Source organism: Nocardia citri (assembly GCF_054065835.1).
Genome location: NZ_JBSUQM010000006.1, coordinates 299,886 through 313,204, shown reverse-complemented (window position 1 = coordinate 313,204; position 13,319 = coordinate 299,886). Strand labels below are relative to the sequence as shown.

General features: G+C 64.9%; 10 protein-coding genes. 6 read left to right on the top strand and 4 right to left on the bottom strand.

What is annotated here, in order from left to right; all coding sequences use genetic code 11:
* Nucleotides 1-4: 4 nt before the first annotated feature.
* From ACW2Q0_RS12575 to acs, 3 genes are all read right to left on the bottom strand, one after another.
* Nucleotides 5-526: a phage holin family protein gene (locus ACW2Q0_RS12575; protein ID WP_457189435.1), complete on the bottom strand. Its 522-nt coding sequence runs from the start codon at nucleotides 524-526 to the stop codon at nucleotides 5-7.
* Entirely contained in the window at nucleotides 523-1,782 is a 1,260-nt protein-coding gene (nhaA, locus tag ACW2Q0_RS12570; protein WP_457189530.1) for a Na+/H+ antiporter NhaA, read from the bottom strand. The genes ACW2Q0_RS12575 and nhaA overlap by 4 nt, the downstream gene beginning before the upstream one ends.
* 179 nt (nucleotides 1,783-1,961) lie before the next feature.
* Complete coding sequence (acs, locus tag ACW2Q0_RS12565; RefSeq protein ID WP_457189433.1) at nucleotides 1,962-3,914, bottom strand: acetate--CoA ligase; 1,953 nt, start codon at nucleotides 3,912-3,914, stop codon at nucleotides 1,962-1,964.
* A 494-nt stretch (nucleotides 3,915-4,408) separates the two neighbouring features.
* Here acs and ACW2Q0_RS12560 point away from each other — a divergent pair, with 494 nt between their 5' ends.
* From ACW2Q0_RS12560 to ACW2Q0_RS12540, 5 genes are read left to right on the top strand one after another with little or no spacing between them, the layout of a single operon-like run.
* Entirely contained in the window at nucleotides 4,409-5,983 is a 1,575-nt protein-coding gene (locus tag ACW2Q0_RS12560) for a peptide ABC transporter substrate-binding protein (protein WP_457189431.1), read from the top strand.
* 20 nt (nucleotides 5,984-6,003) lie between these two features.
* Nucleotides 6,004-6,930, top strand: a complete 927-nt coding sequence (locus ACW2Q0_RS12555; RefSeq protein WP_457189429.1) for an ABC transporter permease — start codon at nucleotides 6,004-6,006, stop codon at nucleotides 6,928-6,930.
* Nucleotides 6,923-7,876: an ABC transporter permease gene (locus ACW2Q0_RS12550; RefSeq protein ID WP_457189427.1), complete on the top strand. Its 954-nt coding sequence runs from the start codon at nucleotides 6,923-6,925 to the stop codon at nucleotides 7,874-7,876. The genes ACW2Q0_RS12555 and ACW2Q0_RS12550 overlap by 8 nt, the downstream gene beginning before the upstream one ends.
* 8 nt (nucleotides 7,877-7,884) lie before the next feature.
* Nucleotides 7,885-9,576, top strand: coding sequence for a dipeptide ABC transporter ATP-binding protein (locus ACW2Q0_RS12545; protein WP_457189425.1), 1,692 nt, complete (start codon nucleotides 7,885-7,887; stop codon nucleotides 9,574-9,576).
* A gap of 49 nt (nucleotides 9,577-9,625) precedes the next feature.
* On the top strand, nucleotides 9,626-10,372 hold the full coding sequence (locus ACW2Q0_RS12540; RefSeq protein WP_457189423.1) for an oxidoreductase: 747 nt from the start codon (nucleotides 9,626-9,628) through the stop codon (nucleotides 10,370-10,372).
* A 506-nt stretch (nucleotides 10,373-10,878) separates the two neighbouring features.
* Here the strand turns inward: ACW2Q0_RS12540 and ACW2Q0_RS12535 are convergent.
* Nucleotides 10,879-11,748 (bottom strand): HAD family hydrolase, encoded by an 870-nt coding sequence (locus ACW2Q0_RS12535; RefSeq protein ID WP_457189421.1) that lies wholly within the window; start codon nucleotides 11,746-11,748, stop codon nucleotides 10,879-10,881.
* A gap of 367 nt (nucleotides 11,749-12,115) precedes the next feature.
* Here ACW2Q0_RS12535 and ssd point away from each other — a divergent pair, with 367 nt between their 5' ends.
* Nucleotides 12,116-13,219 (top strand): septum site-determining protein Ssd, encoded by a 1,104-nt coding sequence (ssd, locus tag ACW2Q0_RS12530; protein WP_457189418.1) that lies wholly within the window; start codon nucleotides 12,116-12,118, stop codon nucleotides 13,217-13,219.
* Nucleotides 13,220-13,319: the final 100 nt, after the last annotated feature.

The following is a 13,319-nucleotide window of genomic DNA, read 5'->3' as shown; positions in this document are numbered from 1 at the left end:
GATGCTACTTCGACGGATGGTCGAGCGACGTCGACGCCTCCGCGAGCGCGAGGTGCTCCTCATGCGAGCCGAATCCGCTCGGCAGCACCGTGCGCGCCTGCTTGAGCGAATCGATCGTCTTCTCCGGCGCCCGGAGTTTCTTGACCCGCAGATAGCCGAGCAGGGCCAATGTCACGGTCGCGACGATCATCAGCAGGAACACGATCAGGAACGCCACCCAGCGCACCAGCCAGACATCGAGCAGTTCGGCGAGGAAGAAGAAAAAGAAGAAGGTGCTGAACAGCAGGACGGTCAGCGCGAGGATGAAGTAGACGCTGCCCTGCAGCGCCTTCTTGATTTCCCCGGTCACCTCGGCCTTGGCCAGCTCGACCTCGGCCCGGACCAGCGTCGACATCTGCTCGGTGGCATCGCGGACCAGGGTGCCGAAGCTCGCCGACCCGACCGGGTTGGCATCCGAGAGGGGAATCGAGGTGACAGTGCGGTCGCGACGCGACTCGTCCCCGTTACCGCCGTTTGCGAAACTCACTTGGTCGACCCTTCTCCCTGTCCCGGCACTGCTTGCGCCTCTGTCTGTCGTTGTAGCGCACGCGCGTCCCGCCGCGCCTGGTGGACACGCCCACGCCGCAACAGTAGCGCCGAACCCGCGAGCGACGCCGCCATTGACGTCACCAACACCGCGGCCTTCGCCAATTCGACGGACGAGCCGTCGCCGACGTCCGCGAGCGCGAGTTCTGCCACCAGAAGGCTAACGGTGAAGCCGATCGCACCGAGCACCGAGAGGGCGAACATGTCTCGGTAGCCCAGGCTGGCCGGTCGCTTCGCGATGCCCAATCGGATTGCCACGCAGCTGATTCCGAAGATCCCCAAGGTCTTGCCCAGCAGTAATCCGACGATTATGGCCAGTGCCAACCGGTCGCTGAACAGCTGGTGGAAAACCTTGCCGTCCAACGGAACTCCGGCGGCGAACAGCGCGAACAGCGGTACACAGAGCCCGGCCGAGATCGGCTGGATCATATGCTCGAGTCGCATTGCCGGGGCCTCGGTCTCGCCCGGGTCCTTGCGCACCCTGGTGAGCAGGCCGAGCACGACACCGGCCAGGGTGGGGTGGATACCGGCCTCGTGCAGCGCGTACCAGGAGACCAGCGCCAGCGGCACATAGAGCAGCGGTGTGGAGATTCGCCGGTGCTGGGCCAGCGCCCACACCGCGAAACAAGCCCCAGCGGCCGATAGCCACAACGCCGAGATTGTCGTGGTGAACAGCACCGCGATCAGGATGATGGCGAGCAGATCGTCGACCACCGCGAGGCTCAGCAGGAAGACCCGCGCACTGGCCGGGATCCGTGATCCGGTCATGGCCAGTACCGCCAGTGCGAACGCGATATCGGTCGCCACGGGAATCGCCCAGCCCCGGTCCATCCCGTCGACGCCGAATCCGACCGCGAATGCGATCAGCGCCGGGGTGAGCACGCCGCCGACCGCCGCGATGATCGGCAGCACCGCCCGCTTCGGATCGGCGAGCTCGCCGACCACCAGCTCCCGTTTGAGCTCCAACCCGGCGACGAAGAAGAAGACCGCGAGCAGACCGTCCTTGGTCCAGTCGGCGACGGTCAGATCCAGATGCAGTGCCTTGATCGGCAGGGCGTACTCGGTGACGGTGAAGTAGGTCTGGCCCCACGGCGAATTCACCCACAGCAATGCGCTGGCAGCCGCGATCAGCAGTATCGCGCCACCAACGGTTTCGGTACGTAGGTAGCGCGTCAACTCCGAGCGCATTTGGGTGATCACGGGAACCTTCCGCCAGCGTGGACTCCGACCGCGACCGCGTAATCCCACCGATCCGGTTCTCGGGTACACGACCACGTGCCGACCAGGCTTCCCGGCACACCTTACGCAATTCTAACGGGTATGGCCGGTGACGGATTGGCGTCACCGGCCTTGAGATGCGCCGTTTCGGTGCGGTCTCAGGCGCGACTGGCCCGGATCGCCTCGAAGACATTCGGATCGACCAGGGTCGAGGTGTCGCCCAGGTCGCGGCCCTCCGCGACATCGCGCAGCAGTCGCCGCATGATCTTGCCACTGCGGGTCTTGGGCAGCTCGGGCACCACGTGGATCTCACGTGGCCGGGCGATCGGGCTGATCTCCCGGGACACCTCCGCTTTCAGTTCGTCGATCAGCGCGTTGCCGGTGTTCTTGGCCTCGGTCGTCAGGATCACGAATGCGACGATGCCCTGTCCGGTGGTCGCATCGCTGGCGCCGACCACGGCGGCCTCGGCCACCCCGGAGTGCCCGACCAGTGCGGATTCGACCTCGGCGGTGGAGATGCGGTGACCCGATACATTCATCACATCGTCGACGCGGCCCAGCACCCACAGATCGCCGTCGGCATCGAGTTTGGCGCCGTCACCGGCGAAGTACCAGCCCTGTTCGGCGTAGCGCTCCCAGTAGGTGGCCCGGTAGCGGTCCATATCGCCCCAGATGCCGCGCAGCATCGACGGCCATGGCTGATCGAGCACCAGATAGCCATTGGCCTCGGTCTCGCCGAGTTCGACCGCCTTGCCCTCTTCGTCGACGACCTTCGCCGAAATCCCGGGCAGCGGGGTCATCGCGGCGCCCGGCTTGGCGGCGGTGACGGCTGGCAGCGGGGAGATCATGATCGACCCCGTCTCGGTCTGCCACCAGGTGTCCACGATGGGTGCGGAGTTCGCGCCGATCACCTCGCGGAACCAGCGCCAGGCCTCCGGATTGATCGGTTCGCCGACGCTGCCCAGCACCCGGATGCTGGAAAGATCGTGGGCGGCCGGAATCTCTTTGCCCCACTTCATGAATGTGCGCACCAGTGTCGGCGCGGTGTAATAGATCGTTACGCCGTACTTTTCGACGATATTCCAGTGCCGGTGCTCATCGGGGAAGTTCGGCGTGCCCTCGTAGACGACCTGCGTAGCGCGGTTCGACAGCGGTCCGTAGACGATGTAGCTGTGTCCGGTGACCCAGCCGATATCGGCGGTGCACCAGTAGATGTCCTGTCCGGCCTTGTGATCGAAGACATTGTGGTGGGTGTAGGACGTCTGGGTCAGATATCCGCCGCTCGTGTGCAGGATGCCCTTGGGTTTACCGGTGGTGCCGGAGGTGTAGAGGATGAACAGCGGATGTTCGGCGTCGAAGGCCTGTGCCTGGTGCTCGGGGGAGGCCTGCGCGACGGTCTCGTGCCACCACAGGTCACGGCCCTCGGTCCAGGGCACCTCGATATCGGTGCGGCGCACCACCAGAACGTGCTCGACACTGTGCGGCACATCACCATTGGCGTAGAGCGCCTCGTCGACAGCCTGCTTGAGTGGTGCGGCCTTACCGCGACGCCACTGACCGTCGGTGGTGATGATCAACCGGGCGCTGGCGTCGTCGACGCGCTGGCGCAGTGCGGTCGGGGAGAATCCCGCGAATACCACCGAATGGGTCAGTCCGAGCCGGGCGCAGGCCAGCATCGATACGATCGCTTCGGGAACCATCGGCATATAGATGGCGACCCGGTCGCCCGCTTCCAGCCCGAGTTCGGTCAGATAGTTTGCGGCGCGGGAAACTTCGGCGAGGAGGTCGGCGTAGGTGATGTCGCGGGAGTCGCCCGGTTCCCCCTCCCAATGGATGGCGACCTGATCGCCGTGCCCGTCGAGCACATGGCGATCCACGCAGTTGAAGGCGACATTGAGCTTGCCGTCGACGAACCATTTCGCGACGGGGGCGTCACTCCAGTCGAGTACCCGCGTCCAGGGCTGCTCCCAATGCAGCCGGTCGGCCTGTTCGGCCCAGAACGCGTCGCGATCCGCTGCAGCCCGCTGGTACAACGACGCGTCGGCATTCGCCGCCGCGACGAACTTCGCGGTCGGCGGATACGAGTCCAGGTGGTCGGTGGTTTCGGTCATCTCGTCTCTTCCTCACATAGCCCCGTGGTGCTGGCAGTCGCAGTCGATTTCGACAGTAACGAATTGTGAATCGCCATGAGCGACCGCTTGCAGGTCGCGCGAAAGGATCTGCCCGCGCACGGTGTGTCCAACGGGTTTCCATCCCGTCATCGCGGCGGGCTTCCTGCCCGATCCGCTGACAGACCGGGCCTGCGGTAGCTATCCTCGATAAACCAGCAGCTCCGGGTACCGGAAGCCCCAACGGAGGCAAACTTCCGGCGGATGCTCGTTCTCTCCTTAATTTTTAGCGTGTTTCGGTGATGTTGCCGGATTGATAACGAGTGGAACGAACCTCTGTCGATCCGGTGACAACGCTGCTTCGAATAGCTAACGTCCCAGGCATTCCAAGGCGGATCGAGTCGAGGCGCGCTGGGCAGATCTCATGCGTCGTCGCGGATCCCCTTCGCCTGTCTCGAAATCGGGAGAACGCGTTGAGATTCAACAGAGCTACAGCGTTGACCGCGGCAGTCCTGCTGGCCACAAGCCTGGGATTGTCCGCATGTTCGTCGAGCGATGGTGCCGACGCCGACATTGTCACCACCAACGGTGCCGAGCCGCAGAATCCGTTGGTGCCGACCGATACCAACGAGAATATGGGCGGCCGCGTCGTCGACCGGCTGTTCGCGGGTCTGAAGTACTACGACGGCAAGGGCGTCGCGCACGACGAGATGGCCGAGTCCATCAAGACGACCGACCGCAAGACCTACACGATCACCATCAAGCCGGACTGGAAGTTCACCGATGGCACCACGGTGACCGCGAAGTCGTTCGTCGACGCCTGGAATTACGGTGCGCTCGGTACCAACGGCCAGTTGCAGAGTTACGCGTTCACCCCGATCGTCGGATTCGACGAGGTGTCGGCGCAAAAGCCTACGGCACAAACGATGTCGGGGCTCGCGGTGGTCGACGACCGGACCTTCACCGTCGAGCTGAAGTACCCGTCCATCGACTTCGAGACCGAACTCGGTTTCGCACCGTTCTATCCGCTGCCCGACGCCGCATTCAAGGATATGAAGGCCTTTGGTGAGAACCCGATCGGCAACGGCCCGTACAAGTTCCGGACCTGGGAGCACAACGTCAAGATCGATCTGGCGCCCAACCCGGACTACAAGGGCGGACGTCCAGCCAAGAACAAGGGTCTGCGGTTCGTCATGTACCAGTCGTTCGATACCGCCTACTCGGATCTGCAGGCGGGCAATCTCGATACCCTCGACACGATTCCGGACAGCGCGCTGACTTCCTATAAGAAGGACCTCGGCGACCGCGCGATCCTGGAGCCGTCCGCGCAGAACCAGCACATCGGTGTCCAAGCCAATGTTGCGCATTTCGCTGGTGCGGAAGGGCTGCTGCGGCGCCGGGCCATTTCGATGGCGATCAACCGCCAGCAGATCTGCGACACCATCTTCAACGGCACCAAGATTCCGGCGCGCGATTTCACTTCGAGCACCCTGCCCGGATTCAACGGCAACCTGCCCGGCTCGGAGGTCTTGAAGTACAACCCCGACGAGGCCAAGAAGCTATGGGCGCAGGCCGATGCCATATCGCCGTGGTCGGGTCGCTACGAAATCGCCTACAACTCCGATGGCGGCCATCAGGCGTGGATCGAGGCCGTGGCCAACAGCATCAAGAACACCCTCGGCATCGATGCCGTCGGCACACCATATCCGACGTTCAAGAACATCCGAGATCTGGTGAACCAGAAGACGATCGGTAAGGCGTTCCGCTACGGCTGGCAGGGTGACTACCCGACCATGCTGGAGTTTCTCACCTCGCAGTACTACAGCTACTCCGAGACCAATAATGTCGACTACAAGAACCCCGAATTCGACCACCTGCTCGACGCCGCGCTGGCCGCGCCGACGCTGGACGAGTCGTACAAGATCGTGGCGCAGGCGCAGGCGTTGCTGATCAGGGATATGGCCGATATCCCGGTGCTCGATTACCTCGCCGCGGCAGGACGTTCGGACAAGGTGAAGAAGGCCGACCTGGCCTGGAATGGTCTGTTCGACTTCGAAAACATCGAGAAGTAGCCGCTCACCCAGGAGATGAAATGGCCTGGTATGTCGTGCGGCGTCTGCTCCAGATGATCCCCGTCTTCCTCGGGGCGACGCTGCTCATCTATGCACTGGTCTTTTTGGTTCCGGGCGATCCGATCCACGCGCTGGCCGGCGACAAGCCGATGACGCCTGCCGTCGAGGCCCAGCTGCGTGCGCGCTATCACCTGGATCGTCCGTTCATCGTGCAGTATCTGCTATATCTGAAGGGCATTTTCACCCTCGACTTCGGGACAGCCTTCTCCGGCCGCCCGGTGCGTGACGAACTTGCCCGCGCTTTCCCGATCACCATCAAACTGGCAGTGATGGCGGTGCTCATCGAGGGTGTCTTCGGCGTCGTCTTCGGTCTGATCGCCGGACTGCGCAAGGGCAAGTTGTTCGACTCGACACTGCTGGTCGTCAGCCTGATCATCATCGCGGTGCCGATCTTCGTGATCGGCTTCCTCGCCCAGTTCGTCCTGGGGGTGAAATGGGGTATCGCGCCGGTGACCGTCACCGGTCGGGCGAGCGTCGGTGAATTGCTCGTGCCCGCATTCGTACTCGGGTCGCTGTCGTTCGCCTATGTGCTGCGACTGACCCGAAATTCGGTGGCGGAGAACATGTCCGCCGATTACGTGCGCACCGCGACCGCGAAGGGGCTGCGCCGCCCGCGCGTGGTCACCGTGCATATTCTGCGTAATTCGATGATTCCGGTGATCACTTTCCTCGGCGCCGACCTCGGTGCGCTGATCGGTGGCGCGGTTGTCACCGAGGGCATCTTCAATATTCCGGGCGTGGGTGGGACCCTGTACCAGGCGATTACCCGCGGTGAGCCACCGACGGTGGTGTCGTTCGTGACCGTGCTCATCGTGATCTTCCTGATCTCGAATCTGATCATCGATCTGCTCTATGCCGCGCTCGACCCGAGGATCCGATATGCCTGAGCTCGAGAAGAAAATTCCGGACAGGCAGCGGCATTTCGTGGCACCGCCCGATGAGATCGAGGTGCTGGCCACGGATCAGGTCGTCGATACCGGTTCGCCGACCAGCATCTGGCAGGACGCGTGGCGACAGTTGCGCCGCAATCCGATCTTCATCGTGGCCGCGGTGCTGATCGCGTTCATCGCCATCGTGGTGCTGTGGCCCGGCCTGTTCACCGATCAGGATCCGCGTTACTGCAATGGCGATTTCAGCCTGGATCCGCGCGGCCCCGGACACCCCTTCGGTTTCGATAAACAGGGTTGCGATGTCTACACCCGAACCGTTTACGGCGCGCGGGCTTCGGTAACGGCCGGGTTGGGCGCCACCACGGTATTCCTGCTCGTCGGCGGCACGCTCGGGGCGCTCGCGGGCTTCTATGGTGGGCTGCTCGATTCGGTGGTCTCGCGCATCGCGGAGATCTTCTATGCGATTCCGCTGATGCTGGCCGCGATCGTCATCATGCAGCTGCTCGAATCGCGCACGATTTGGACCGTCATTCTGATCCTGGCCGCATTCACCTGGCCACAGGCGGCACGTATCGCGCGCGGTGCGGTGATCGAGGCGAAGAACAGCGAATATGTCACGGCGGCGAAGGCCTTGGGGGTATCCCGATTACGCACACTGCTGCGCCATGTGCTGCCGAATGCGGCTGGACCGTTGATCGTGGTCACCACGATCTGGCTCGGCGCGTTCATCGTCACCGAGGCGACGCTGTCCTATCTCGGCGTCGGCCTGCCGCGCACGATCGTGTCCTGGGGCTCGGATATCAATACCAACCAGCACGAACTGCGCGGCGGATCGCCGATATTGTTCTATCCCGCGACGGCTTTGGCGCTCACCGTGTTGAGTTTCATCCTCCTCGGTGACGCACTGCGCGATGCGCTCGATCCGAAGGCGAGGAAGAGGTGACCGCGGCCATGTCCGATAAACCACTGCTCGAGATCGAGGATCTCAACGTCTGCTTCTGGTCCGAAGGCAAGAAGATTCCAGCGGTGCGCGACGTCGGTCTGACGGTTTATCCGGGCCAGACCGTCGCCATCGTCGGCGAATCCGGATCCGGGAAGTCCACCACCGCACACAGCATTATCGATCTGTTGCCCGGTACCGGAAAGGTGACTTCCGGCTCGATCAGGTTCGACGGCAAGGATCTGGCGACGGCGTCGAAGAAGGAGGTCGTCGCGGTACGCGGCAGCGGTATCGGTTTGGTGCCGCAGGATCCGATGTCGAATCTGAATCCGGTATGGAAGATCGGATTCCAGATCCGAGAGACATTGGCGGCCAACGGTATTGCCAAGGGCAAGGCGGCCCGGCAGCGTGCCATCGAACTACTCGAGGAAGCCGGGATGTCCGATGCGGCGCGTCGGGTGAACCAGTATCCGCACGAATTCTCCGGCGGCATGCGCCAGCGTGCGCTCATCGCCATCGCATTGGCCTGTCGGCCCAAACTGCTGATCGCCGACGAGCCGACCTCGGCCCTCGACGTGACGGTGCAGCGGCAGATCCTCGACCACCTCGACGGACTCACCAGTGAACTGGGCACCGCGGTCCTGCTCATCACCCACGACCTCGGCCTCGCCGCGGAGCGCGCCGAACACCTGGTGGTGATGTATCGCGGCAAGGTGGTGGAATCCGGTCCGGCACTGCAGATTCTGCGCGAACCGCGGCATCAGTACACCAAGAAGCTGGTGAATTCGGCGCCCTCTCTGGCCTCGCAGCGGCTGTCCTCGGTTCGTGAGCGCATCGAGGTGCGCAAACAGGCCGTACAGGTCGCCGAGGACGTCGCGGCGGCCGATGCCGAAATCGCCGCCGTCTCCGACGACGTGGTGGTCGCACGGAATCTGTCCAAGGCGTTCAAGATTCGCGGCACTGCACCGTGGAAGTCGACGGATTTCGTCGCGGTCGACGATGTGTCGTTCCGGCTGAAGCGCGGTACTACCACCGCCATTGTCGGGGAGTCCGGTTCGGGCAAATCCACAGTGGCGCAGATGGTTCTGGGCCTGCTCGAACCGACATCGGGGTCGGTGACCTTCGACGGTCGCGAAGTGGCGAAGTTGGATCGTAAGGGCGCGTTCGCTTTTCGACGTCGGGTGCAGCCGATCTTCCAGGACCCCTACGGTTCGCTGGATCCGATGTACTCGATCTACCGCACCATCGAGGAGCCGCTGCGTACCCACAAGATCGGCACCGCCAAGGAACGCGAGGCAACGGTGCGCGATCTGCTGGACAAGGTGTCGCTGCCGTCGTCGATAATGCGTCGCTACCCCAATGAGCTCTCCGGTGGCCAGCGCCAGCGCGTCGCGGTGGCCCGTGCGCTCGCGCTCTCCCCGGAGGTCGTGGTGTGCGACGAGGCGGTCTCCGCACTCGATGTCCTCGTCCAGGCACAGATCCTCGAACTGCTCAACGATTTACAAGCCGAACTGGGGCTGTCCTATCTGTTCATCACCCATGACCTGGCTGTCGTCCGGCAAATCGCCGACGACGTCCTGGTCATGCAGACCGGCAGGATCGTCGAGGCCGCCACCACCGACGCGGTCTTCCAGAACCCTGGGCAGGAGTACACCCGCCGTCTGCTCGACGCCATCCCGGGACGAGACCTGCTGGCAGACTGACCAGGGGGTCGTGGATCGGTCGTGGTGCGGGCGCGGCACAATCGGCACGGTGACCGATCCGCTACAGCCCCTCGTCGATCTGCCCGGTGTCCGCGAAGCCGCCGATAAGGCGCGTAACGCGCTCGCCGCGGTGCATCGGCACCAGGCGAACCGGCGGGGCTGGGCGACCACGGCCGCCGAGGCGGCGGTGCGTGCCGCGCGCTCATCCGCCGCGATCGACGGCGGCGGCACCGAGCTGCCGGCCGACGGCAGGGTCGCAGATCCGATCTTGGCCGGGTCGCTGCGGGTCGGGCAGGCACTCGACGGTGACGCGCTGCGGAACCTCGCCGGCACCTGGCAGCGCGCACCGCTGCAGGCACTGGCCCGGCTGCATCTGCTGGCCGCGGCCGATCTGGTGACCGACGAGGCGCTGCTCGGGCGGCCGCGCGCGGACGGCGGCGTGGCCGAACGACTCGATCTGCTGGCGCAGACGGTCCTCGGATCCACGGCGCCCGCACCGGTCATCGCGGCGGTCGTGCACGGTGAACTGCTGACTCTGCGGCCGTTCGGTACGGCCGATGGCATCGTGGCGCGCGCCGCCTCTCGACTGGTCGCCGCGTCCAGCGGGCTGGACCCGCACAGCCTCGGTGTGCCGGAGGTGTTCTGGTTGCGGCGGCGTCAGCAGTATCTGGATGCGGCGGCCGGATTCGGCTCCGGCGCTCCGGATGCGGTGGCGGGCTGGGTGATTCTGTGCTGTGGCGCCTTCGAGGACGGTGCGCGGGAGGCGACATCAATCGCCGACGCGGCATCCGGATAGGGGCCCATACACATCGAAGCGGGCGGCGTTGTCGTTGAGACCTCACCGCCCGCTAGCACGGATACCCGGTTACCAAGCGTGCTGGGTGGGTTGTGTTCTGCGGCCTCGGCGATGATCCGAACTCCGGCGGTTCATCCCCGCAACCTGTGCGAGGCCCTCGCCGTCGAAACCCCGGATCTCGCAGGCCCACAACGCTTCTGCCCTTGTCGCGGCGCGCTCCGCGTGGGTGCCTGGTGCCCGTGCTGGGAAGGGTGGGTCGGGGAGCTGAACCTTCTCTTCCGGCTCCGCTCAGGCCTTCCGTCCTTCCGTAGTTACCTTTCTACACCTGTGACTGCTCCCACATCAAGGCTTGAGAAAACATTCAATAATCGGCGTTTTTACCGGCGTTTCGTGATTAAATGCCTGGTCGCGGCAGTCTCTTAGTTATGCCGGAAACCTGGTCGGCAAGCCGCCCGCAGCGCCTCCGAACAGCCCGTGCGCACGGCCCCAGCGGGGGCAGCTATCGCTCAGCGGCGTCGGCGCAGCAGCCGGTAACTTATCGCCCCGGCCACCACAGCACTCAGCCCTACCGCCGCCGTCGCGGCAAGGGTGGTCGACGACGGGCTCTGGAAACGCGCCCACAACGACACCGGGTTGGAGAAGGTCAGAATCGGCCATCCCTTGGCCACCGCCTCCCGCCGCAGATTGCGGTCGGGGTTCACCGCCGTCGGATGTCCCACCGCGCTCAGCATCGGTAGATCGGTCACCGAGTCGGAGTAGGCGTAACAGCGCGAGAGGTCGTAACCCTCAGCAGCGGAGAGCTTTTCGATCGCGGTCACCTTACCCACGCCGTAGCAATAGAATTCGACCGCGCCGGTGTAGCGGCCGTCCTCGACCACCATCCGGGTCGCCGCGGTATGCGAGGCGCCGAGCACCGCGGCGATCGGGGCGACGATCTCCTCGCCCGAGGCCGAGACGATCACCACGTCGTGCCCCCGGATCTTGTGGTCGGCAATGAGATCCGCGGCCTCGGCGTAGATCAGCGGGTCGACGACGTCGTGAAGTGTTTCGGCCACAATGGATTTCACCTGATCGACATCCCAGCCCGCGACCATATTCGTCAAATTGGCGCGCATGCGCTCCATCTGATCGTGGTCGGCCCCGGAGAGCATGAACAGGAAGTGGGCATAACTGCTCTCCAGCACCGCGCGCCGGTTCAGCAGACCCTGCGCGTAGAAGGGCTTACTGAACACGTAGGTGCTCGATTTCGCGATCACCGTCTTGTCGAGATCGAAGAAGGCGGCCACGCGCGTGCCTGCGGCGCTCGGTCGCTTCGTTACCGTCGCGTCCCGTGCCGTCTGGTCCGCAAGCTCTGTCTGGTCGCCATCGGCCGTCACCCGTTCAGAATATGCATGCCGCGGCGGCCGTGTCGGACGGGTCGGATCTCCGGTGCGCTCGAAGGGTTTGCCCCGGAGACGCCGGACCGGTGGTGGCCACAAAGTTCTCCCCCGACAGACTTGCGTCGTGGCCCGGGCTTGGGTGTAGTATTGCTGGCACCTGGACATAGTCCAGGCGCGTTCAGCCCGACCCCCCGGGGCTGAACCCGACGGCCCCAGCCTCCTCCCCCCCCGGCTGGGGCCGTCCTCTATTTCGGGGTAGATTTCGCCGGTTTCGGGTCTCCGGATTTATCCACACCCCCCGAGTTATCCACATTCGGCAAATCGCATCTTCTGCCCTTTCTCGTCTTCGAACATGCTGACCTGCATGAATCTCGAAGTCTCCCCGGCACCGCCACCCGCGCTCGTGCTCACCCAGGACACTCGGCTGCGCGACGAGGTGCGCCGAATCGCGGCGGCCGCGGAGCGCGAGCTCGACGAGCGCACGCTCCCCGTCGGTCGGCATGCCTGGTCGGCGGCGCCTTTGGTGATCCTCGATACAACGGCGGCCGAGAGCTGTGCGCGAGCCGGCTATCTCCGCCGGATCGGCATCGTGCTGGTGACCGATGGGGAACCCGGATTGACGGATTGGCGGGCCGCTGCGGCCGTCGGCGCCGAGCGCGTCATCGCGCTGCCCGGTGCGGCGGTCGGACTTATCGAGAAGTTTGCTGAGCACGGCGAATACCACATGGGCGATGGTGTTGTCGTCGCGATCGCCGGTGCCGGCGGCGGTGCGGGCGCCTCCACATTGGCCGCGGCGACCGGACTGCGCTCCGCCGCCGAGCGGTTCCGGCGCGACACCGTATTGGTCGATGGCGCACCCCTCGGCGGCGGTCTCGACCTGCTGCTCGGCATCGAAACCGGGGCCGGGCTGCGCTGGCCGGATCTGGTGATCGAAGACGGCCGGGTGTCGGCCACCGCACTGCACAGCGCACTGCCGGCAGCCGCGCCGGGACTGGCGGTACTGTCCTGCGGCCGCAGCGGTGCCGGGCGCTTACCCGTCGAAATCGGCCCAGCCGCCGTCCGCGCCGTCATCGAAGCGGGTCGCGCCGCAGGCGATTTGGTGATATGCGATATCTCGGGCGAGCGCGGACCACACGCCGACCAGATACTCGACGTGGCCGATCTCGTGGTCCTGGTCGTCCCCGCCCGGCTGCGCGCGGTCGCCGCCGCCGAATCGGTCGCCGCCCACATTGGTAAGCGAAATCCCAACCAGGGCTTGATAGTCCGCGGCCCCGCCCCCGGCGGGCTCCGCGGCCCCGAGGTCGCCGAGGTTCTCGACCTCCCCCTGCTCGCCGCCGTCCGAGCCCAACCCGGCCTCGCCGCCCGCCTCGAACGCGGCGGCCTCACCCTCCGCCGCGGCCCGCTCCGCGACGCCGCAGACGCTGTACTCGGCGTCCTCAGCGTCCCGACCGGACAGGGCTTGCGGTGAGTACGTTGACGTCTGAGTCGCTACCTCGAGTCCGTGCGGCAGTTGCGGTGCACGGAATTTCGGTGCGGTTTGGTCGATACGAACTTCCGCAGTGGTGTCG

Coding starts and splice junctions, on each gene's coding strand:
- acs (WP_457189433.1), bottom strand. CDS start 3,914: ATGACCGAAACCACCGACCACCTGGACTCGTATCCGCCGACCGCGAAG.
- ACW2Q0_RS12555 (WP_457189429.1), top strand. CDS start 6,004: ATGGCCTGGTATGTCGTGCGGCGTCTGCTCCAGATGATCCCCGTCTTC.
- ACW2Q0_RS12550 (WP_457189427.1), top strand. CDS start 6,923: ATGCCTGAGCTCGAGAAGAAAATTCCGGACAGGCAGCGGCATTTCGTG.
- ACW2Q0_RS12545 (WP_457189425.1), top strand. CDS start 7,885: ATGTCCGATAAACCACTGCTCGAGATCGAGGATCTCAACGTCTGCTTC.
- ssd (WP_457189418.1), top strand. CDS start 12,116: ATGAATCTCGAAGTCTCCCCGGCACCGCCACCCGCGCTCGTGCTCACC.